Raw genomic sequence first — 22,344 nt, forward strand, 5'->3', positions numbered from 1 at the left:
GCTGCCGTTGCCGGGAGCAGAGAGTCGTATCGCCGTTTCCTTGACTTTCCACACCTGATAGAGTAGGTTTTTTCGATGGACCAGCGCTCTGACAAGAAGAATTCGGGCTTTACCCTGATCGAGGTGCTGATCGTCGTGGCGATTCTCGGCATCCTGATGTCGATTGCCGTACCGGCCTACAGTGAATACATACGGCGAGCGCATCGCGCTGCCGCCCAGCAGTTTCTACTCGATGTGGCGCAACGTCAGGAGCAGTATCTGCTTGACAATCGGCAGTACGCCACGGCCTTGAGGACGGCAGGAGCGCCACTTGGGGCTGGCGAGCTGGACATGACCTTCCCGGCGGACATCTCTCCCTACTATAACAATCCCGATTTCACCGGTGTCAATAATGCCGCGACGCCGCCAGCCTTCCTGCTGTTCATGTCGCCGAAAGCGGGCAAGATGTCTGGCGACGGCAACCTGGTGATCAATAACGCGACTCAGAAATGGCGTGACACCAACGGCGACAACGCCTACACGGCGGGTACAGACAAGCCATGGTAGGTTTTGGAAAGCCCCACGCGAACGGCGGTTTCAGCCTGCTTGAGTTGCTGGTCGTCATCGCCATACTGGGGATTCTGATGCGGATGGCGTGGCTGCCGTTCCGGGAAATGATGGCGAATCAGCGCCTGCGATCGGTGACGTCGGATGTGGTGGCAGACTTCGCGCTGGCGCGCGTCGAAGCCATCAAGCGCAGCAGTCGCGTCGGCGTCGCGCGCACGACAGCGGCTTGGGTGGGAGGCTGGGTGGTGTTCGACGACGTCGACCGGGACGGTACTTTCGATCCCGAGACTGACGGCGATGGACTGTGTGAAGCGGGGGAAGAGTGTGTTCTTGCCTCGCGTCCGGCCCTCGACGCCACGGTCAACGTTTGCAGCGCCGACACCGCGTTCGACGTCCTGACGTTCGGCGCCGATGGTGCTGTGCGCGCCTACAATGCGGGTGCGCTGTTGGCCGCGATCCCGCGGATCACGGTCAGTTCCACGTTCACGTCCGCCGGTGTGCCGGCGCGTCAACTGGAGTTCAGTCCGACCGGCCGGGTCGCGGTCGTTTCGGCGGGTGTGGCCGCTTGCCCCTGAGGCCCCGCGAATGAAACCCGCTCATCGCTCCCAGCGTGGCTTCACCCTCCTCGAGGTGCTGATATCCCTGCTTATCCTGCTGATTGGTTTGCTCGGCATAGCCGTCCTGATGCTCAAGGGGCAGCGCGCCTCGTTCGAGGGCTATCAGCGGCAGCAGGCACTGGCCATGGCGCAGGAGATGGCCGAGAAGATCCGCTCCAATCAGGGAGCGGTAGCCGCCTACGTGACGGGGACGACCGATGGTCCCAACATGCCGGGGCGGGGAGGACGGTTCGCCACCTACCAAGCGCTTTCCGATGCCGGGAAATGTTGGACCGCCGATTGTGACGCTGCCAACATGGCGCAGAATCACTTGGCAACCTGGGATGGTGTGCTTGTCGGGGCGTCGGAAACCAAGGATGCGGCGACAAATCGTGTCGGCGGCATCATCGGCGCCCGCGGATGTGTCGAACGCCCTGATGCGACGCAGCCGATTTTCTGGGTCAGCGTTGCTTGGCAGGGTGAAGGTGACACGGTCGCGCCGGACGCGACGGCCTCCGCCTGCGGCGCAGGTCTCTACGGGACGGCCGCGCGTCGCCGTCTGGTCACGCTCCGCGTCGCCACTTGTCTGCCTGGTGGCCCGGGATGCTGATGACAATGCGCCACTCCCGTCGACCTGGCGCCAACTCCCGGCAGCGTGGTCTGACGCTGGTCGAAGTCATGGTCGCGATGACCATCGGCATCATCCTGCTGCTTGCCCTGGGTACGCTGTTCGCCAATTCCACGCGCGTTTTCAAGGTCAATGACGATTTCGCTCGCATGCAGGAGAACGGGACCTATGCACTTAACGCCATTGGATCCGATCTCCGACAGGCCGGCTTTTATGGCCATATCGCGTCCTTCGACGTAAAGATGCCGGTCGCCATTGCCGTTACCGGCGATTGCGCGGCAGGCTGGGCAACCAATGTTGCGCAACCGCTCTCCGGCTTCCATGGTGTGACTCCCAGCGCCGCGCACACCGCCCTCACATGCATCAATGCCAGCAACTTCATTGACGGCGCGGCTGGCCGCCCAAGCTTCATTCTCATCGTCCGTGGCGCCACGGGGGGCGCGGTCCCGTCTGCCGCACTCGCGGCGGGCTCGCTTTATGTGCAATCGGATCCGACCACCGGGATCCTTTTCCGAGGTGACCAGTACGCCGCTCTTGCAACGCCGCCCAGGCGAACCGTTCTCGGTGGTGGCGAGGCTCCAATCTACCCATATCAAGCAAGGGCCTACTATCTGCGACCCTGTAGTCGTCCGACCGGCAGCGGTGGTACGGTCTGTCTGGCAACCGATGACGGCAACCAGCCGATCCCTACCCTGGTTCGCCAGGAACTTGTCGACGTTGCGGGTACAACGACGATGGCCGAGCGGGCTGTCGCCGAGGGTATCGAGGCCGTACGGATTGTCTATGGTGTCGACAATGACGGCAACGGTACGCCAGACAGGTACATGGAGGCACCGACCGAGATTCAGTTTACGCAAGTGGTGACGGCGCGGGTTTCGGTCCTGGTTCGTTCGCCCAAGCCGACCAATGGGTACAACGATGACAGCAGGGACTACGATCTGAATGGCGATGGTGTTGCCGAGTTGAACTGCACTGATGACGGGCTTCCCTGCAACTATCATCGACATGTTTTCACACAGTCGTTCCAGGTGCGCAATATCGCACAACGGCTTGCATTGCCATGATGAAGACACTATGAAGAGAACAGTCAAGTCGCAAACGGGCGTGGTGCTCGTGACCAGCCTGATCATGCTGGTCATGATGACGCTGCTCGTCGTGTCGTTGGTGCGCACCAGCGTCATTGAGCTGAAGATAGGGGGAGCCAGCCAGATTGCCGCTCAAAATCTTGCCAACGCGGAGGCCGCGATCTGGGCCTTCATGAACGCCCCCAACAACCGCACGGGGTTCGTCCATGGCGCTGCGATGGACGTCGATCTCAGCGATGATTATGACTTTAGCCTTCCGCAGTTCCAACACCTGAGGGAGGTCACCTTGACCGCCAACGAACTAGCGTGTGGCGCAGCCGCCGGCGTCGGAGAGGGCAACATGACGGGAGAGAAGTCTCCGCAGGCGGTCTATTTTGACGTTCGGGCCGATGCACGCGACGGGGTTTTCGCTGGCCGAACGATCGTTCACCAAGGCGTTCGGGCGCTCTTGAAAAGTTGCGGCCCCTGATTTGCACTACCTAGACTGGAAGCGAGGCTCGATCATGCTAGTCACCGACCAAACACAGCCTGCCCTCAAGCCCTGGCAACGGCGCGTGGCGTGGACCCTGATTGCGGCGCTGGCCAACCCGGCGACCGTGCTGCCGCTCTCTCTGTACTCGTCCGCTGTCGCGGCGCGAGATACCGACATCTACCTGTCCACGACCTATGCGGGCAGTACCGCAGAGCCGGCGATCATGCTGATTCTCGACACCTCGGATTCGATGAACGCAACCGAAGGATGGCGTGAGTACCCAGGTGCCTATGATTCGCATGTCGAGTATCTGTGGAACGACATTGGCATCATTCGTGATACCGAGCAAACGACAGCGCATGCCGACAGGATTACCACGGCGGCGGTGCCGGTGTTGACGAAGTACGGATCGTGGGCGGGGGAGACCCTGGCGCAGCGTCAGGCGCTGTGGAATGCGGCAAAGGCCTACGCCAACGCCAGCGAGCCGGGCGATCCCGGCGCACGCAACACCTATCGCAATTACAACAACGCCAACTGGATCTTCTGGCTGCCGGCCGGAACCGACGAGGCCGACAAGCGCCTGTGGTCGAACGCTTTCAACCGTTGGGCCGGGGGGGTTCTCCAGAGCAGCTTCCCGGCGCAGGTTCGCGGTGGGGTGGACTACGGGAGCACCAGTGACTGGCGTTCCTACAACAAGTGCAACGATTCGCTGGAGAAGCTGCTGCCCTCCACCGTCTTCGCGCCGACGCCCTATCCGCGTAACACCGGCAAGTACCTCAACCAGCAGTGGCAACGCTGGGAGCGGCATCTGGATCTGGTCAAAGGGCGGGTAGCCGACGGCGATACTACCTACCCGACCACGCTTGGCGCCACGCAGGTTCCCAGCGCCACGGCCACTCTGCCGATCCTAGCCGGCAGCGTGGTTGGCGCGATCGGCAGCAACATCCGGGCGCGCAGCGAGTTCATGGGAACCCCCGGTGGCGTGGCGCCTTACCCGGTGCGCGACAGCTATCCGCGCTTCTCCGGCGCCACTCCGCCAACCTTGATCACCTCGTTTGGCAGCGTCACCGACATTGGCGACCAGGGCCAGCCCATTCGTACTGCGAGCGGAACCTCCCGTTCCGGGTGGACCGACCTCAAGGCCGATCTGGGAGGCTTCAACTTCCAGAGCTACGTCAACGGCCTCAATTCGACGCAACTGGTCAATCTGCTGGGTCTCTACGACATCGTCGCCGATACCACGACCGCCAAGCACAAGGCGTGGAAAGGCAATCGCGACGATGCCACGCCGCCGGCCTTCGGCAAGATGACCGGGACACCGGCCTATTACGATTTCCCGGGGTCGCTCCTGAAAGTGCCATCGGGTGTTGCGGTCACCACGACGCTGTGCACCCGCACCTGCGAGATCGATGCCGATCCGGGTGTGGCGGGCAAGGATGCGGTCTTCAAGGCGCACGATTCCGGAGACCCGCCGAAGGATGGAGGCAACAATACGAAGTATTGGGTCAAGAGTGGCGCCACCTGCGTCAGCACCAGTGTCACCGGCAGCGATTGCAGCACGGCGCCCGACGCCTGCGCCGGGATTCCCAGCCTTAGCAATTCCTACACCACGATCAACAACACCGCTTGCAAATGGTCCGGGCGCAGCTCGATCTATGTTGAGGGCGTCGGCACTTACTACTATGGCGGTACGTGCAGCGGTTCCTGCCGTGGGCAGGGTTTCGGCCTGGGCGCGAGCGACTGCCCATCCGGTGCGAGCAGCGCTGCCTACTGCAGCGAAACCCTTCCCGATCTCACCATCGGCTCCACGGTCTATCCGAATGCTGCGCTTTCCAGCGGCGATGGCTCGACGACCGGGTGCACGGACAAGGCCGACACGACTGCCACCTGCGAGGCGCGTGAGGGTTCCGTCGGTTGCCGCTATGTCGGCTCGACCAACACGTGTCTCAATCCGACGACAAGCTCCACCACTTCCGTCGCCGGAACAGATGATTACACCGTCTATCCGTTCGCGGCCAAGACGGACTACCTCGAGCACGACTGCAAGGCTGATAACGGCACGGCCGGCAACCCGAGCAACGGCTTCCTGACCACCGCTTCCAACCGCACCTTCGGTCAGGCGTGGAACTCGACGAATTCCGCCGCGGGAACAGTAGCCTCCTACACGCCGACCGACCCGTCGGCCAGCTACCCGACGGTCGACATGTACTCGGTCAACTACCTCAACTGGAAGTTTGGGCCAAAAGGACCTACGGGCGCCCCGATCGGCCGCAAGACACGCTTGCAGATCGCCAAGGATGCCTTGACGGATCTGGTCGCGACCACGGACGGCGTTCGCTTCGGGCTGACCGTCTACAACAAAATGCCCAGCGATGTTGGCGTTAAGCTCACCGAGGGCAGCCAGGGCGGCAACGTGGCCTATGCGATCCGTCGCATGGGCGTGAGCAGCATAGACTCGGATTACGGCAATCGCGTAACACTCTCCGCCGCCATCAATGGCGTGGTAGCCACTGGCACGACGCCACTGACGGAAGTGATGTACGAGGCGTACCTGTACTTCCGTGGGGAGACGCCAGTTTTCGGCACCAACACCACGACCGCGGTCGGCGGCGGTCAGGTCTCGGCAGGCCGAGACGCGTCAGCCATTGGCGCCGATGGCAAGTATGTTTCGCCAATGATGAGTAACCCCAACAGTACGACGCCAGCGACGTGCCAGAAGAACTATGTCGTCCTGGTTTCCGATGGCGGTCCCGAGAACGACAATCAGGCGGACACCCGGGTGCGCGCGCTCAGCCAGGATCCGCCGTTTATTGCGGCCACGGTCAGTACGCAGCAGGCAACACCGACGCAGCAGTTCGAAGACGCTGGCGTACCGTATGGTCCGACCGACATTGTCTACAGCACGAACTACATCTGGCTGGATGAGCTGACCCACTTCATGGCCAACGGTGATATGTCGCCCGGTGGCGCCTCCGCCACTGACGCGCTTGCCGGTGTTCAGACGGTCAGCACGTACACGATCGGTTTTGCCGGCGGCAATTCGCCGGTGCTCGTCAATGCTGCCGCTCGCGGCCGAGGTGCCAACTACCTGGCAGAGGACAGCAGCGGGTTGGCGAGGGCGCTCAAGGACGCGATCATCGCGATTCGCGACTGGAATCCGACGGTCGCTGTCCCGCTTGTGCCCGTATCTCCCATCGATTCCTCGGTGAGTTCGGACGATGTCTACCTGGCGTTCTTTGGCCCGGTGTTGCAGAAGTGTTGGGATGGCACGGTCAAGAAGTTCAAACTCAGCAACGATGCGACGGAATGTGGAACCGATCTCGACGGCGCGACCATCCCGCTGTGCCTGACTGGGCAAACTGACTTCGGCAGTGGCTTGAAGAACGTGGTGGAATACTTCATAGACCCGACCACTTTGGCGCGAACGGCGAGGGTGCGCGATAACGCGGTGAGCTACTGGAGTGATCCGCTGAATCCGGACGGTGGAAAGCCGAACAAGGGCGGCACGGGCCATGTGCTGAAGACCGCAGCCGGTTCCACGCCAGCCTTGCGCAACGTTTACACGCATCTCTCGAGCAGCGGTGAGACGGACTTGACTGCAGACGTCAACAAACTGTCGGAGGCCAATGATACGCTTACCAAGACCTTGCTGGGCAACGCGTCGATGACCGATGAGGTGCGGGCAACGCTCCTCAACTACGCGCGCGGCGGCGATCCGGCGAATGCGGGGTGCAGCGACGCGGATTCGGGCACCGCTTGCTCCGCCTGGCGAGCCTGGCCGCATGGCGACGTGCTGCATTCCAACCCCGCCGCCCTGCGTTACGAGAAGGACGTTGACGGTGCTGCCGCGACAGTCGATCCGCTGCTCTACATGTTCTACATGTCGAACGACGGTCTGTTGCATGCCGTGGAAACGGCTACGGGGGTGGAGAAGTGGGCTTTCATGCCGGAAGAGAACATCGGCAGACTCGCAGCGATGCGAGAGAACGCGGTCGGCGAGCATCTCATCGCCGGCGATGGTAGTCCGAAGATTTACGCTAACGACGTGGATGGAGATGGCAGGATAACGGCGGGCGACAAGGCGTACCTCGTTTTCGGTATGCGCCGTGGCGGCCGGGTGGTCTACGCGCTTGATATCTCGGACAGGGACAGACCCCGTTTCATGTGGAAGGTTGACAACACCACGACGGGGTTTGAGGAGCTAGGCGAGACTTGGTCTGTACCGGCGTTTTCCCGCATGCGCGCCAGCGCGGACCCGGTAGCGGTCTTCGGTGCCGGCTACGATCCGGTGGCCAATGACCAGTTGACGGTAACGCTGATCCGCTCGGGAACGACCGGAACAGTAACGACGCCTATAGATCACGGTTACGCCACGGGTGAAGAGGTCAGCATAACGGGCGCCCGCGAAGCACCGTACAACGGTACCAAGACAATCACGGTGACCGGCGCGCGAAGCTTTACCTTTACGGTGACAGGCTCGCCCGCCTCACCGGCGACCGGGAACGTGAGGGTCGAGAGCAATCGGGCTGCCAACATGGGCCGTGGCGTGTTTTTCGTGAATGCCCGCACTGGCGCTTTGGTCAGGAGCTTCACCCCCGCGGCCAGTGCCGGGGACAACACTCAGGTTTCGGGGATGGACTTCAGCATCCCCTCGGATGCTACGCCGGTAAACGTCGACCTCGACTCAGGGGGTTACGTCGATCGCCTCTATCTGGGTGATCTGGGAGGCAACGTCTGGCGCTTCGATATCGACAGTGCCTCGCCGACCGCCTGGACAGCGGTCAAGTTTGCCGACCTGACCAACGGCGCGATCCCGCGGCGGAAGATCTTCTTCCCGCCGGCTACGGTGAAGCAGGAGTTCCTCGGCCAGCGATTCGACGCGATATACGTCGGCACCGGCGACCGCGAGAATCCCTTGCGTAGTGACAACGTCGACATGATGGTCATGATCAAGGATTTCGAGACTGGCTTGACGTCGAGTCGGACCTCTCCGGTCGTTTTCAGCGCGGGCACTGGCGCGACCAACTTCTACGATCTGACTGCCAATCTGGTCCAGTTTGGTTCGGCGGCCGAAAAGGAGACGGCCCGGCAGGCGATCAAGGATACGGCAGGCTGGTTCGTAAGGCTGGAGACCGGCGGAGTTGCCGGGGAAAAGGTGGTCAATGCGCCGTCAGTCTTCTTCAACGTCCTGCGCTTCGCCACCTACAGCCCGCTGGCCTCGGCATCGGCCTGTGTGCCGCCCGGCAAGGGGACGAATTATTCGATGAGCGCGCTCGATGGGCGTATCGTCACCGACACCAACCATGATGGCGTGGTCACGACCAGCGACTCGCGCTCTTCGCCGGACGTCTCAAAAGGCTTTGGCTCCGACGACACGCTGGTTTTTAAGAAAACCCCCGGCGCTGGAGGCGGTGGCGGTGGAGGCGGTGGAGGCGGTGGAGGCGGTGGAGGCGGTGGAGGCGGTGGACTCGGACTCGGCAGCGGCGGCGGCGACGACACGACGATCTTTCACATGGACTGTAGTGATGGTCCCTGCCGTTTAGTGCCCATTGGCAAAGTCGGAGCGGGGCAACGCGTCTACTGGTTCCAGGAACCTGAGGGATGATTGCGGGTAGGTCCCGCTACCGGCAGGAGAGGCGTCGCTGCTGACACGACGACTGGCGCCCTGCCTGCTGTTGTCAGCCGCGCTGCACGCTGCTCTTCTGTCAAGCTTGGGGCCCGCGAGGGCCCCAAGCCCGTCCACTGTGGCTACCCGCCTGGAGATCCGAATCCACGGTTCTCCCGATACCGTGCTTGCCCAGCCCGCGACGCCAACCGAAAACGGTGCCAGCGAGCCGGAATCTCCGTCCGGCGACATTGCTGAAGCCAGCCATCAGGCGCCGGCGGGGACCGCGAAGGCGGACAGTCAGCTAGCGTCTGATACGCCTGACACATCGCCGGCGATTGAGCTGCCCATCGACGAATTGTATTTCAGGTCGTCAGATCTCGACCAGCAGCCGTACCCGCTGACATCGGTAGCGCCGTCCTATCCGCCTCACGCCTTGCTCAACGAAATCGAGGGCTGGGTTCGCTTGTTGCTGATGATCGATGAAACTGGCCAGATTCGGCATCTGGAGGTACTCGAAGGCAGCCCTCCGGGCGAATTTGAAGACGCGGCGCTGGCGGCGTTTCGCTTCGCGCCGTTTTCCCCGGGACGCCGAGGTGGCGAGGCGGTCAAGAGCCGGATGATCATCAAGGTGGAGTTCAAGAGTCAGGATCTGCAGAGCGCAAGGCGCGAGTGACACCCTTGATGCGTGTCTCCCGGTGGCGCGACCTTGCGTGTCGTCCGTTGGACAGGAAGTGAGATTGGGGACTGGCGCCGGGGCCCCTGAAATCGGTATCCTTCGGGTTTTTCCGGTTTGAACCGTCGCGCGGATCTCGCCAGGGCTGCGCAAACCTGAGGACACTCGTTTGACCATCAAGAAGACGCTGGTGCTGCTCTCCATCATCGTGTTGAGCGGCTGTGCGGCGCTCACCCGGCAGACGCTCGACGAGCAGTTCGGCAAGGCAGATCCGGCGCGCTTCGATACTCCACGCGCTCCGGTCCGCGGATTGTCCTACCGTGCCGATGTGCAGCCGATCCTCGAGCGGCGTTGCGTGGTCTGCCATGCCTGTTATGACGCGCCGTGCCAACTGAAGCTCACTGCCTGGGAGGGAATTGCCCGCGGCTTGAGCAAGGATCTGGTGTACGACGGCGGTCGTCTGGATGAGGCGCCGCCCTCGCGCCTGTTTACCGACGCGCAGAAGGCGTCGGACTGGCGGGCCAGGGGCTTCTCGCCTGTCCTCAACGAACGCGACCAGACCCCGGCGGCCAACCTCGCGGCGAGCGTCATGTACCGGGCGCTGCGGCTCAAGGAAAGCCACCCCCTGCCCGAGACGGCAATCCTGCCCAAATCCTTCGACTTTTCTCTCGATCGCGTGCAGCAGTGCCCGCGCATTGAAGAGTTCGACCACTTCGAGGACAAGAATCCCTGGTGGGGAATGCCCTTCGGCCTGCCAGGCCTGGATTCTGCCGAAATGAGCACGCTCAGCCGCTGGCTGGAACAGGGAGCCCCGTTCGAGGGCTTGCCGCCGCTTCCGGCGTCGGTCGAGAAACAGATTGCCGACTGGGAAGCGTTTCTCAACGGTGACTCGCTGAAACAACGCCTGGTCAGCCGCTACATCTTCGAGCACCTGTTCCTGGCGCATCTCCACTTCGACAGCGACCCCGAGCACCACTATTTCCGCCTGATCCGCTCGCGCACCCCGCCGGGTCAGCCGGTCGATCTGGTCGTCAGCCGCCGGCCGTATGACGATCCGGGTGTCGAGCGGGTGTATTACCGACTTGAGCGCGAGCGCGAAACGATCGTCGACAAGACACACATGCCCTACGCGCTCGGCCAGAAGCGCATGGCGCGCTGGCGGGAGTTGTTCCTGAAGCCCGACTATCGCGTGGACGGACTGCCGTCGTACGCGCCGGACGTGGCCTCCAACCCCTTCGTCGCCTTCGCGGCGTTGCCGACCAACGCGCGCTATCAGTTCATGCTCGACGAGGCGGAGTTCACCATCATGGGCTTCATCAAGGGTCCGGTCTGTCGCGGGCAGGTCGCGCTCAACGTCATCAACGATCGCTTCTGGGTGTTCTTCCTGGCCAACGGCAACTCGCCGCAAGAAGCCGAGGCGTTTCTGTCTCGCGAAGCCAGACTCCTGGAATTGCCGACAGCAGAGGGCAGTGATGCCGGTATCGTCGGGCCCTGGCGCAAGTACGCAAAGCGGGAAGCCGAGTACCTGCAGGCCAAGTCGGATGCCCTGACGCGCTACGCGGTCACCCGGCGGCCGCCCGACCTACAATGGATCTGGAACGGTGACGGCCGGAACCCGAACGCCGGCCTGACCGTCTTTCGCCACTTCGACAGCGCATCGGTCGTCAAGGGGCTGGTCGGTGAGCCGCCGAAAACGGCCTGGGTAATCGGCTACCCATTGCTCGAACGCATCCATTATCTTCTGGTCGCCGGCTTCGACGTCTATGGCAACGTCGGGCATCAACTGCTGTCGCGGCTTTACATGGATTTCATGCGCATGGAGGGCGAGTTCAACTTCCTCGCCTTCCTGCCGCTCGACCAGCGCAAGGCCGTGCGTGACTACTGGTACCGGGGTGCCGACGAGGACGTCAAGAACCACGTGTACGGAACGCTGGCGCACTTCGAGGTGGACAGCGGGATCAAGTTCCGCACCCGGGAGCCCGTGCAGGAGTTCTACGCCCTGCTGCAGAAGCACCTGGCACCGGCCCTCGAGCGTCGCTACGACCTCGCGCAAGTGAGCGATGCCGCCTTGCGCAGCGATCTCGCCGCTCTCGCCGGCGTGCGTGGACCCTCGCTGTCGTGGCTGCCGGAGGTGGTCGTCCTGCGCGTCGATGACCCGCCGCGCACGCCGCGCCATTTCACGCTGTTGCGCAACACCGGCCATAGCAACGTTTCGAGCCTGCTGCGCGAAGGCCGCGAACTGCTGCCGGCAGAGAACACGCTGACGGTGGTGCAAGGTTTCATCGGCGCTTACCCGAACGCGATCTACCGCGTACCACGCTCCGAGATCCGGACCCTGGCCAAGGCGATTGGCGAGCTGTCTTCGGAAGACGATTACCGTGCGCTGGCCGATCGCCATGCGGTACGCCGTACCGACCCGGCATTCTGGGAGTACAGCGACGAGATTCAGTCGGCCCATCTCAAGCAGGCGCCGATCAGTGCCGGGCTCCTCGACTACAACCGCTTCGAGAACCGCTGATCGGCATGGCCGCCCGCCTGGCGCGCTGCGCGTGCGCGCCAGTCGTTGTTCCGACGACTCCTGACCCTTTTTGCACGTGTCGACCGTTTACTGCCTTGAGCCCACCCTCAACGAAAGGACTGCCATGCCGCGCATCGTTCTCGCCTGTCTGACCACTCTCCTGTTGACTGCCGCGACCTGGCGGCCGGCATCGGCGGCCGCACCCGCCGAGCCGACCGTTGCGCGCAAGACCCTCGCCGCCTTCGCCAGCGAACAGGATCTGACCGGCCTCTTCAAGCGCTGGGCCGACGAAGCGCAGCGGCGGCGCGAGGAGCAGCAACGGGCGCGCCGCGAACAGGCCGCCAGTGGTGCACTCGGCCAACAGGTTCCACCTTCGCCGGCGCCGACGGCGGCCCCCGCGGCAGCGTCGGTGGCCAAGGAAGCCGCGGCCGGAAAGGCCGACTCGGTGACCAACGTCCAGCACGCGGGTGTCGATGAAGGCGGCATCGTCAAGCTGCACGGGGACCATCTGGTGATCCTGCGGCGTGGCCGCCTGTTCACGGTCAACATCGGTGGCGAGGATCTGCGCCCGGTTTCCGCGGTCGATGCCTTCGGCAGCGACGTCGACCCGGGCGGCGCCTGGTACGACGAAATGCTGATCGCCGGCAACACCATTGTCGTCATCGGCTACAGCTACGCGCGCGGCGGCACCGAGATCGGCGTCTTCGACATCTCGCGCGCGGGGCAACTCACCTATCGGGCGACCTATCACCTGCGCTCGAACGACTACTACTCGTCGCGCAACTACGCCAGTCGGCTGATCGGCAGCAAGCTGATCGTCTACTCGCCGCATGTGCTCAGTCCGTGGGGCGATCCCTGGGCGGCGTTCCCGGCCATGCGTCGCTGGCGCCCGGGGGCGCTGCCGGCCGATTTTCGGCGGATTACCCCGGCGACACGGATCTACCGTACCGACGAGGCGCTCGACCCGTTCGCCGGTGTCGCCCTGCACAGTGTCTCGATCTGCGACCTCGCCAAGCCCGAGATGGACTGCCAGAGCACGGCCGTGCTGGGGCCGCCGGGGCGCGTTTTCTACGTTTCGCCGAATTCGGTCTTCGTGTGGACGACGGCTGGCCGGGGTGGACCACAGGCGACTGCTCCGCTTTCCGCCGTCTTCCGCATTCCGCTCGATGGCTCGGCACCGAGTGCGCTGAAGACGCTCGGCAGCCCGATCGACCAGTTTTCCTTCCACGAGGACGACAGCGGGATGCTGAACGTGCTGCTGCGGGCCAACGGCCGTGGCGAGGGCATGTGGGCAGCCGAAGTCAATTATGGCGACCTGGCCTTGTTGCGCGTGCCGCTGGCGAGTTTCTCCGATGGCCGTGACAGCGCGCCCGTCGACGCCTACCGCCGGTTGCCGAAAGCCGCCGGTCAGGCGCTGCAGAGTCGCTATATCGGTCCGTATCTGCTGTACGGCGCCGGCACCGGCTGGCACGCGCCACAGCCGACGACCCAGTCGCAGGTGTATGCGGTGCGCTACGCGCAGGGCGATGTCTACGAACTGCCGCTGCCGCACTCGGTAGACCGCCTCGAAGCGTTGGGCAGCAACGGCCTAGTCGTCGGTAGCGATGGCAAGGATCTGCACCTGACCAGCCTGCGTCTGGCGCGTTTGCCAGTGACCGCCGACCGCTACACGCGCAAGGACGCCGCGCAGGGCGAAACGCGCAGCCACGGCTTTTTCTACAAGGCCGAGAGCGAGTTCGACGGCCTGCTCGGCCTGCCGATCGTCGGCGGCAGCGAGCCCGGCACGCGCCAGCTCCAGGCCGAGTCAGCGGCCTTGCTCTTCCTGCGCAACCGCGGTCTGTCGTTGAGCGAACTCGGTACCCTGAAGGCGCGGCCATCGGCCGGCGACCGCAACGACGGCTGCCGTGCCTCGTGCGTTGATTGGTACGGCAACTCGCGGCCGCTGTTCGTGCGCGGACGCGTGTTTGCCCTGATGGGCTACGAAATCGTCGAAGGGAAGGTCGATGCGAAGCGCATCGTCGAGACGCGGCGGGTAAACTTTGCGCCGGCCATGTTGCAGGTGACGAGGTAAGCCGGACGGGCAGGTCCGCAGGGCTGTGACGGCGGCCGGCCGTTGTCGGCGCCGCGGGGGGAGGGCGGTGTCCCATCCCGGCTGGCTGAACGGGCACGCGTAGCGGTGCCGCCCGCACAAAAAAGCCATGCCGCCCGCAGGCGGCATGGCCGGCTTGCCCGGGCCGCGTCCTCGGCAATCGAGGACCCGGCGCGGAAGCGTCGCCATCCGGCTCAGAACTCGAAGTCTTCCTCGTAGAACTCGAGCGCGCCACGCGGTGCGGCACCACGGTCCTGCTCTCCCTTGCGTAGTTCGACGCGGCGAATCTTGCCCGAGATGGTCTTCGGCAGTTCGCCGAACTCCAGTCGCCGCACGCGTTTGTAAGGCGACAGACGGCTGCGCAGGAAGACGAAGATGTCGCGCGCCAGTTCGCGGCTCGGCTCGTAGCCGGCGCGCAGGGTGAGGAAGGCCTTCGGGACCGCCAGGCGCAGGGCGTCCGGACTCGGCACGACGGCGGCTTCCGCAACCGCTTCGTGCTCGATCAGCACGCTTTCGAGTTCGAACGGGCTGATGCGATAGTCGGAAGCCTTGAAGACATCGTCGGCGCGTCCGACATAGGTGATGTAGCCATCGGCGTCGATCGCCGCGGTATCGCCGGTGTGATAGAAGCCGTCCCGCATCACCTCGGCGGTCTTTTCGGGATCGTCGGCATAGGAAATCATCAGTCCGATCGGCCGCGACGCGAGGTCGAGACAGATTTCACCTTCCTCGGCAACATGGCCGTCCATGTCCACCAGGCGCACCTGATAGCCCGGCATCGGCCGACCCATCGAACCGAGCTTGACTGGCTGGCCAGGCGAGTTGCCGACCTGTGCCGTCGTTTCGGTCTGCCCGAAACCGTCGCGCAAGGTGATTCCCCATGCTTCCTTGACCTGGTCGATGACTTCCGGATTGAGCGGCTCACCGGCGCCGATCAGTTCGCGCACCTTGACCGGATACTTGCGCAGGTCTTCCTGGATCAGCATCCGCCACACCGTCGGCGGCGCGCACAGCGTCGTCACCGAGCAGCGGACCAGCGTCTCGAGGATTGCCGCCGCCGTGAAGCGCGAGTAGTTGAAAATGAAGATCGTCGCACCGGCGTTCCAGGGCGCGAAAAAGCAGCTCCACGCATGCTTGGCCCAGCCCGGCGAGCTGATGTTCCAGTGCACGTCGCCGGGTTGCAGCCCCAGCCAGTACATCGTCGACAGGTGCCCGACCGGATAGCTCTGCTGGCTGTGCAGCACCAGTTTCGGCTTCGAGGTGGTGCCCGAGGTGAAGTACAGGAGTTGCGGATCGGTAGCCAGCGTCGGCCCGTCGGGGGCGAAGTCGGTCGACTCCTGGTAGGCCTGTTCGAGCTGCTGCCAGCCCGCCACTGCCCCGCCGACCGTCGTGCGCGTGTAGTCGCCCGGCAGGCTGGTAAATTTATCGGTGTGCGTGTGGCCGATGATCACGTGCCGCACCTGACCCCGGTCGAGGCGGTCGCGCAGGTCGTCGGGAGCGAGCAGCGTCGTTGCCGGCGTCAATACCGCGCCGAGCTTGATCGCCGCCAGCATCGTGTCCCACAGCGGTACTTCGTTGCCGAGCATCATCAGGATGCGATCGCCACGCTTGACGCCCTGGCCGCGCAGCCAGTTGGCGACCTGGTTCGAGCGCTGCGACATTTGCGAATAGGACATCTTCTGTTCCGAGCCGTCCTCGTTCACCACCCACAGCGCCGGCCGGTCGTTGCCCTTCGCCATCACGTCGAAGTAGTCCAGCGCCCAGTTGAACTCGGTCAACTGCGGCGGCTGGTAATCCCGATACGCGGTCTCGTAGTCCGTGCGGTGCGCCTGAAGGAAATCGCGTGCCTGGACGAAAGCCGAATAAGACATGTTTGCTCCTTTCTTCTTGATGAAACCACCGGGCAGCCGATCCGCGCAGACTCGCGCAGCAGGTTGAAAACCAACCGGCGTCCCTCCCCATTGAATCGCAGGTCCCGGCCAGGAGCGGCCTCGCTGGTCGGCCACACACTCGGGTGCAACGTCCCGATGGCCGTCTCCTGCCCATCGATACCTGCTTGGTCTTGCAGGCCATGATTGTAAGGGACTTACCGCGTCGGCAGCCATGGCCCGAATCTGGAATTTTCTCGCTGCGGCGCACGTAGTCTTACGCCATGCGACCGGGTCGGCGCAAACTCGCGTCGAACGCCGTCTGGAGACAGCCGTGGACCCCGCCGTGCACCCTGCCGAACACCCTCGTTGCTACCAATCTTGCCGACCCGTGATCGGTGGCACTGTGGCCGACGGTGTCCCCCTGCAAGGCCCCGGACGTCGAATATCCGCATGAACGGGATGCGGTTATGATGACGGACAACAAGAAGAGGATGACATGACCCAGGCCGAGCGCTTCGGCATCATCGAACGGCTGCTGCTGGCGCGCGGCAGCGTTGGCTTTGCCGATCTGCAGGATCGACTCGGCGTGTCGCGCGCCACCCTGTTTCGCGATCTGCGCGACTTGCGCGACCGGATGGGTGTTCCCGTCATCCGCGACGGCACCACCGGCAGCTACCGCATCGACCGCAGCGTCGAACGCTACCCACTCCCCGGGGTGTGGTTCTCCGCCGGGGAAATCCACGCCTTGCTCAGCATGCAGCAACTGCTTGCCGCCCTCGACACCGGGGGAATTCTCGCCGAACACATTGCCCCGTTGCGCGAACGCCTGGCCAGCATGCTCGACGTCGGCCAGTATTCCGCCGACAACATCGTCCGGCGCATTCGCCTTCTCAGCGCGGCTGCCAGGCCTTGCACCCCCCAACATTTCCCGACGATCGCCGCCGCCCTCATGGAGCGTCGGCGGCTCCACATCGACTACCGTGCGCGCAGCAACGGCGCAACCAGCCAGCGAGAGATCTCGCCCCAGCGCCTGACGCACTACCGCGACAACTGGTACCTCGACGCCTGGTGTCACCTGCGCGACGAGCTGCGCAGCTTCGCCGTCGACGCCATCAAGACTGTCAAGCCCGCCGAAGCTCCAGCCATCGACATCGCCGACCCCGAACTCGATGCCGCGCTAGCTGCCGGCTACGGCATCTTCGCCGGCAGCGACGTCCGCTGGGCGACGCTCGTCTTCACCGCCGAACGCGCCCGTTGGGTCGCCGCCGAGAACTGGCACGCGCAGCAGGAAGGCCACTTCCTGGACGATGGCAGCTATCAATTGCGCGTGCCTTACAGCAACGACCCGGAGTTGGTCATGGACATTCTGAAGTACGGGCCGGATTGCCAAGTGGTCGAGCCGGTGGAGTTGCGGGAGAAGGTGAGGGGGTTGCTGGGGGAGGCGGTGGGGAGGTATCGCGATGAGTGAGGAGAAGCCCTTGAAAGACAGTGAGGCATTTGGGAAGCTGGAGCGTGGTGCAGATGGAAACGTTCTTCGCTCACACCCTCTGATTGATCACATGATCGACGTGGCGGCGTGCTTTTGCCGACTGGCGGGTTGTCGTTCAATCCGACGCGCGATGGAAAGGAGCGCTGGGCGGCAACTCACAGATCAGGATGTTACCCGTTTGGCGGTGCTGGCCTTCCTGCACGACATCGGCAAGGCAAACAGCGGATTCCAGGCCAAGCGCTGGCGGGATCGGATACCTGTAGCTTGGCCGGTAAGGATCTCCGCGGGGCACGGTCCTGAGGCCTTCAAACTCTTCGACGTGCCAACGGCTGCAGCAGCAGTGCAGCCACTGATCGAGCAAGTCTGTTCCTGGGGCACGGCCTCTGACCCACTGTTGATTGCCAGTATCAGTCACCACGGGCGACCAATAAAGGACAGCCCCGGCAGCAGCCTCCTCTTTTGGAAGACGCAAACCGGAGCGTACGATCCAGCCTCAGTACTTAGAGCAATCGCCGAGAGCGCTTTGTGCCTGTATCCGCTGGCCTTCGAGTCTGGCGGGGAGGACTTGCCAGATGCCTCAGCGTTCGGGCATCTGTTCGCCGGTCTCGTCCAACTGGCCGACTGGCTGGGATCGGACACCCGCTTCTTTGAGTTTTCCGGTCCGGGGGAGGCGAGGGCGGCAAGAGCAACGGACCTCGCCGACCGGGCCATCACCACCCTCGGTCTGGACGCCGAAGACTGGCGCGAGCGACTCATCGCGACCAAGCAGGACTTTGCCAGGACCTTTGGCGGATTCCCACCACACCCCATCCAGGCCGCCATGGGCGACGACACTCTTGGGCCGCTGGTTATCCTTGAATCCGAAACCGGCAGCGGCAAGACCGAGGCCGCGCTCTGGCGCTATCTGCAGCTTTTTCGCGCAGGAGAAGTGGATAGTCTCTACTTTGCCTTGCCAACACGAGTCGCCGCGGGCCAGCTCTACAAACGGGTGCAGGACACTCTTGATCGCCTTTGGCCGGAGAATCCACCGCTGGCCTTGCGCGCTTTGCCCGGCTACGTCGCTGCCGATGGCCAAGAAGCCAAGGCTTTGCCCGATTTCAAGGTGCTGTGGAGTGATGACCTGAATGATCAGGCGGCTCCACACCGCTGGGCCGGCGAGAACGCCAAGCGTTTTCTCGCCGCCCCGATTGCCGTCGGCACCATCGACCAGGCACTGCTCGGCGCCCTGCAGGTTGCCCATGCCCACCTGCGCCACGCCACCTTGGCTCGCAGCCTGCTGGTGGTCGATGAAGTGCACGCTTCCGATGCCTACATGACGGTGCTGCTTGAACAGTTGCTGAAGGCGCACCTGAACTGCGGTGGGCACGCCGTGTTGCTCTCTGCGACGCTGGGCTCCAGGGCTCGCAACCGTTACCTCGCGCTGAACGCAGAAAGCCGGACTTCTTCGCTGCTCGCAGCGATGCCCTTCGCCGATGCCTGTCAGGTGCCCTATCCAGCGATTTCGGACAACCAGAGCCTGTGCGCGGTAGCGGGAACTGGGCAGTGCAAGTGCGTACGTTGGACAGCGCGCGACATCATTGACTCGCCTGAGCACATTGTCGAACTGGCGCTGGCGGCTGCCGCTCAGGGAGCCAAGGTGCTGATCGTTCGCAACACCGTGCCGGCCGCGATCGCCACCGTCGCGGCACTGGAAGCCAAGGTGCCAGACCGTGCGTGGCTGTTCCAGATAAACGGCGTGGTCACGCTGCATCACAGCCGTTTCAGTCGCCAGGACAGACCGATACTCGATGCCGCGATCGAAGAACGCTTGGGCAAGAACCGGTCAAGCGGCGCCTTGATCGTCGTCGGCACCCAGACCCTTGAACAGAGTCTCGATATCGACGCCGATTTCCTGATCACCGACCTGTGCCCTATGGACGTCCTACTGCAGCGCATCGGTCGTCTGCATCGCCACGCCAACGAGCGTCCCGAGCCTTACCACATTGCTCAGGTCGTGATTCTGACACCGACAGGGAATGACCTGACGCCGCTGCTTACCCGCCCGAAAAACGGGCTCGGGCGCCACCGGAACGGCGGCGGTGTGTATGACGACCTGCGCGTCCTCGAAGCGACACGCCGATTGCTGGCCGATAAGCCGGTAGTTAACATTCCCGACGACAACCGCTATCTGGTGGAGGCAGCGACGCATCCAGAGCGGCTTGAAGCCTTGCAAGCTGAACTCGGCGAGGCGTGGCAAAGCCTCGCAGCAAAGCTCGAAGGAGACACGAGCGCGGAAAAAACCATCGGCCATCTGCATACGCTGGACGTGCAACAACGATTTGGCGAGGAGGAGTTCCCCACCGGCGTTCAGGTTGGCACCCGGCTCGGCGCGCAGGACCGAGTAGTGCGCTTTGATGCGGAACAGCCCGGTCCCTTTGGCGAACCGCTCAAGGCCCTTCCTATCCGCCACCATCTGCTGCCCAAGGACTTGCCGCTGGATGTCGAACCCAGCGCAGTCACGCACCACGAGAACTGCACCACTTTCCGCTTGGGCGAAGCTCTTTTTCGCTACAGCCGCCTGGGGCTGGAAAGTCTCAAGGACCAATGACCCATTGCCGGAGATTAGCCGTGACGCTGCGCTACAACCTTCTCGATGAACCCCTGATCCGAACCCGGCTTGTGGCCGGCGGGCAACCCAAGTCCTTCAGCCTGCCCAGCCTGTTTCTTGCGTTGAGGCAGGACGCGGTAAGGGACTTTCCCGCTCTGCGCCCCCATCAACGCCACCCGTGGCATGCCTTTCTCGTGCAACTGGCGGCGATTGCCCTGCATCGTGCCGGGCGAAGCGAGCTTTTTGACAGTGAAGCGGCCTGGAGACAAGCCCTGCTGGATCTCACGCCCGAACATCCGGATGGTGCGGCTTGGTGCCTGATTGCGCCGCACGACCGACCGGCGTTCATGCAGGCGCCGGTGCCAGGCGGGCAAATCGACGGCTGGAAAAATACCCTTCGCGCCGCTGACGAGCTGGACATGTTGGTGACCTCGAAGAACCACGACCTGAAAGCTGCCCGAATGCGTCGCGCCGAAGTTGACGATTGGATAATGGCCCTGATCAGCCTGCAAACGCAGGAAGGCTTTCTGGGCGCGGGAAACTACGGCATCTCTCGCATGAATGGTGGGTTCGCCAGCCGCCCGGCGATCGGCGTGGTGCCAACAGGACACTGGGGCCAGCGTTGGGCAAGAGATGTCAGCGTCCTCTTGACCCATCGCGAGGCCATCGTTGACCAGCAAGGGCTGAAGGACGCAGGAGGCATCTGCCTCGTGTGGCTGCAACCTTGGGACGGTGAAGCTAGCCTGCCTTTTGGTGCGTTGGACCCTTGGTACATAGAAATCTGTCGCCGAATCCGTCTGTTATTTCGCGCAGAGATTTCTGCCACGTATGCCATCACCACCGGAAGCAAGGCTTCCCGGATTGACGCCAAGAGCCGCAATGGTCTGACAGGCGACCCGTGGATGCCAATTGATCTAGCCGCCGAGAAGGCCCTGACAATAAGCGCTGAAGGGTTCCATTATCGACTTGCTGTCGAGTTGCTTTTCGGCAACAAGTTTTCCCGCCCGGTTGCGCAAATTGTCAGCGCCGACGATGGACCACACAGCCTTGTTGTACTGACTCAAGGTGTCACCAGGGGGCAAGGAAAGACAGAGGGCTACCACGAACGGCACATACCCATCTCACCCAAAGTTCGCCAGTTCATGTTGCAAGAGCACACTGACCGACTGGCAAAGGTGGCATCTGACCGCGTGAGTGCCATTGGCCAAGTACGATCCGTGCTCTGGACTGCGCTTGCTGCATTGTTTGATAAGGGCTCTGCCAAGGACAAGTTCTCGGATAGCGCAAAGAACAAGGCAAGCGACTTCAGCAAGCCCTTAGAGCAAGCCGAAGACGCCCGTTTTTTCATCGCCCTGAACGAAGAAATAGAGTCCGAGCAACCCGACAACGAGCGCCTGCAATGGCTGGTATCGATGGCAGATGCTGCCGAATCTATCCTCAAGCATGCATTCACCGCCGGCCCGCAATGCGGCGAGCAGCGCTACCGCGCTCAGGCCGCGGCCTTATCCCGATTCCACAGTGGTTTGCGAAACCCCAAGACGCTGCCAGACCTGGCCAACCATCTTCGCCAACTGTCCATTGACAAGGAACTTCCATGAGCGCCCATGATGCCGATGCGCCGAGCCAGCCCCCGGCTGCTGAAAACTTATCTCCAAAGCAGGAAAACCCGATTGCCAGACTGGCGAGAATCATTACCCAGGCTGCCCGCTTCAAGGGGGATGCACATGGACTGGACAACGGCGAGCATGCTGCTTTGGCACGTCTCGACCCGGACGCCGAGTTTCGTCCCCATCAAATCGCTGCCCTGTCCCGTGCACTGGTCTATGCCGACCTCGCACCCGAAAACTGGCAAGCTGATACCTGGCGGCGTTGGGCGATGATTGCCCATGGAATGGCATTGGCCGGCCACGATGGCAGTCGGCGCCTGGGGCAGCAACTCAGCGCGGCGGGAGTTTCGGAGTCGCGAGTGACCAAGTTGCTGACTGCACGTGGCGATGCTTTTAGGCAACTCGTTCCGCGTTTGCTGCGACTGCTGGCCAGCAAGGAAGCGCAGGCACCCAACTGGTTTGATCTCGGCGACCTGATCCTCAACCAGGGCCGCGATGAGCAAACTGCCGAGAAGATCCGCCTGAGAATCGCCGGCAGTTTCTTCTCTGCCGAAGCCAAGAAACCCAAACACTGA

At 63.2% G+C, this 22,344-nt stretch carries 14 protein-coding genes; 13 read left to right on the top strand and 1 reads right to left on the bottom strand.

Translation table 11 applies throughout. The annotated features are described in order from the left end of the window. The first annotated feature begins 75 nt into the window (after nucleotides 1–75). From CAP2UW1_RS23760 to CAP2UW1_RS11150, 9 genes are all read left to right on the top strand, one after another. Nucleotides 76–546 carry a type IV pilin protein gene (locus CAP2UW1_RS23760; protein WP_015766720.1) on the top strand — a complete coding sequence of 157 codons (471 nt, stop codon included), beginning with the start codon at nucleotides 76–78 and terminating at the stop codon, nucleotides 544–546. After that, nucleotides 540–1,121 (top strand): GspH/FimT family pseudopilin, encoded by a 582-nt coding sequence (locus CAP2UW1_RS23765; protein ID WP_015766721.1) that lies wholly within the window; start codon nucleotides 540–542, stop codon nucleotides 1,119–1,121. Before CAP2UW1_RS23760 ends, CAP2UW1_RS23765 begins: the two co-directional genes overlap by 7 nt. Before the next feature lie 10 nt (nucleotides 1,122–1,131). Beyond that, on the top strand, nucleotides 1,132–1,752 hold the full coding sequence (gene pilV / locus CAP2UW1_RS11120) for a type IV pilus modification protein PilV (protein WP_015766722.1): 621 nt from the start codon (nucleotides 1,132–1,134) through the stop codon (nucleotides 1,750–1,752). 5 nt (nucleotides 1,753–1,757) lie between these two features. Next, nucleotides 1,758–2,834, top strand: coding sequence for a PilW family protein (locus CAP2UW1_RS11125; protein WP_291912637.1), 1,077 nt, complete (start codon nucleotides 1,758–1,760; stop codon nucleotides 2,832–2,834). Nucleotides 2,835–2,844: 10 nt separating this feature from the next. Then, nucleotides 2,845–3,324, top strand: coding sequence for a pilus assembly PilX family protein (locus tag CAP2UW1_RS11130; RefSeq protein ID WP_015766724.1), 480 nt, complete (start codon nucleotides 2,845–2,847; stop codon nucleotides 3,322–3,324). Between the two features lie 34 nt (nucleotides 3,325–3,358). Further along, a complete protein-coding gene (locus tag CAP2UW1_RS11135; protein WP_015766725.1) occupies nucleotides 3,359–8,932 on the top strand; it encodes a PilC/PilY family type IV pilus protein in 5,574 nt (1,857 codons plus the stop codon). A gap of 139 nt (nucleotides 8,933–9,071) precedes the next feature. Next, nucleotides 9,072–9,608: an energy transducer TonB gene (locus tag CAP2UW1_RS23770; protein ID WP_015766726.1), complete on the top strand. Its 537-nt coding sequence runs from the start codon at nucleotides 9,072–9,074 to the stop codon at nucleotides 9,606–9,608. 169 nt (nucleotides 9,609–9,777) lie between these two features. Further along, nucleotides 9,778–12,126, top strand: a complete 2,349-nt coding sequence (locus CAP2UW1_RS11145; protein ID WP_015766727.1) for a fatty acid cis/trans isomerase — start codon at nucleotides 9,778–9,780, stop codon at nucleotides 12,124–12,126. Nucleotides 12,127–12,250: 124 nt separating this feature from the next. Further along, nucleotides 12,251–14,197, top strand: coding sequence for a beta-propeller domain-containing protein (locus tag CAP2UW1_RS11150; RefSeq protein ID WP_015766728.1), 1,947 nt, complete (start codon nucleotides 12,251–12,253; stop codon nucleotides 14,195–14,197). A 212-nt stretch (nucleotides 14,198–14,409) separates the two neighbouring features. Here the strand turns inward: CAP2UW1_RS11150 and CAP2UW1_RS11155 are convergent, their stop codons facing one another. Then, complete coding sequence (locus tag CAP2UW1_RS11155; RefSeq protein ID WP_015766729.1) at nucleotides 14,410–16,086, bottom strand: AMP-binding protein; 1,677 nt, start codon at nucleotides 16,084–16,086, stop codon at nucleotides 14,410–14,412. A gap of 496 nt (nucleotides 16,087–16,582) precedes the next feature. Here CAP2UW1_RS11155 and CAP2UW1_RS11160 point away from each other — a divergent pair, with 496 nt between their 5' ends. The 4 genes from CAP2UW1_RS11160 to casB are packed head-to-tail and all read left to right on the top strand — an operon-like array spanning nucleotide 16,583 to nucleotide 22,344. Beyond that, complete coding sequence (locus CAP2UW1_RS11160) at nucleotides 16,583–17,554, top strand: helix-turn-helix transcriptional regulator (protein ID WP_015766730.1); 972 nt, start codon at nucleotides 16,583–16,585, stop codon at nucleotides 17,552–17,554. Then, complete coding sequence (locus CAP2UW1_RS11165; protein ID WP_015766731.1) at nucleotides 17,547–20,162, top strand: CRISPR-associated helicase/endonuclease Cas3; 2,616 nt, start codon at nucleotides 17,547–17,549, stop codon at nucleotides 20,160–20,162. Before CAP2UW1_RS11160 ends, CAP2UW1_RS11165 begins: the two co-directional genes overlap by 8 nt. 20 nt (nucleotides 20,163–20,182) lie before the next feature. Further along, nucleotides 20,183–21,760: a type I-E CRISPR-associated protein Cse1/CasA gene (gene casA, locus CAP2UW1_RS11170; RefSeq protein ID WP_015766732.1), complete on the top strand. Its 1,578-nt coding sequence runs from the start codon at nucleotides 20,183–20,185 to the stop codon at nucleotides 21,758–21,760. Further along, nucleotides 21,757–22,344 carry a type I-E CRISPR-associated protein Cse2/CasB gene (casB, locus tag CAP2UW1_RS11175; RefSeq protein WP_015766733.1) on the top strand — a complete coding sequence of 196 codons (588 nt, stop codon included), beginning with the start codon at nucleotides 21,757–21,759 and terminating at the stop codon, nucleotides 22,342–22,344. The genes casA and casB overlap by 4 nt, the downstream gene beginning before the upstream one ends.

Origin of the sequence: Candidatus Accumulibacter phosphatis (genome assembly GCF_000024165.1) — a bacterium.
Taxonomy (GTDB): domain Bacteria; phylum Pseudomonadota; class Gammaproteobacteria; order Burkholderiales; family Rhodocyclaceae; genus Accumulibacter; species Accumulibacter phosphatis.

Excerpts from the sequence above, each read along its gene's own strand:
- CAP2UW1_RS11165 (WP_015766731.1), top strand. The coding sequence starts at position 17,547 with ATGAGTGAGGAGAAGCCCTTGAAAGACAGTGAGGCATTTGGGAAGCTG.
- CAP2UW1_RS11130 (WP_015766724.1), top strand. The coding sequence starts at position 2,845 with ATGAAGAGAACAGTCAAGTCGCAAACGGGCGTGGTGCTCGTGACCAGC.
- CAP2UW1_RS23760 (WP_015766720.1), top strand. The coding sequence starts at position 76 with ATGGACCAGCGCTCTGACAAGAAGAATTCGGGCTTTACCCTGATCGAG.
- CAP2UW1_RS11150 (WP_015766728.1), top strand. The coding sequence starts at position 12,251 with ATGCCGCGCATCGTTCTCGCCTGTCTGACCACTCTCCTGTTGACTGCC.
- pilV (WP_015766722.1), top strand. The coding sequence starts at position 1,132 with ATGAAACCCGCTCATCGCTCCCAGCGTGGCTTCACCCTCCTCGAGGTG.
- CAP2UW1_RS11160 (WP_015766730.1), top strand. The coding sequence starts at position 16,583 with ATGACCCAGGCCGAGCGCTTCGGCATCATCGAACGGCTGCTGCTGGCG.
- CAP2UW1_RS23765 (WP_015766721.1), top strand. The coding sequence starts at position 540 with ATGGTAGGTTTTGGAAAGCCCCACGCGAACGGCGGTTTCAGCCTGCTT.
- casB (WP_015766733.1), top strand. The coding sequence starts at position 21,757 with ATGAGCGCCCATGATGCCGATGCGCCGAGCCAGCCCCCGGCTGCTGAA.
- CAP2UW1_RS11155 (WP_015766729.1), bottom strand. The coding sequence starts at position 16,086 with ATGTCTTATTCGGCTTTCGTCCAGGCACGCGATTTCCTTCAGGCGCAC.
- CAP2UW1_RS11135 (WP_015766725.1), top strand. The coding sequence starts at position 3,359 with ATGCTAGTCACCGACCAAACACAGCCTGCCCTCAAGCCCTGGCAACGG.
- CAP2UW1_RS11125 (WP_291912637.1), top strand. The coding sequence starts at position 1,758 with ATGCGCCACTCCCGTCGACCTGGCGCCAACTCCCGGCAGCGTGGTCTG.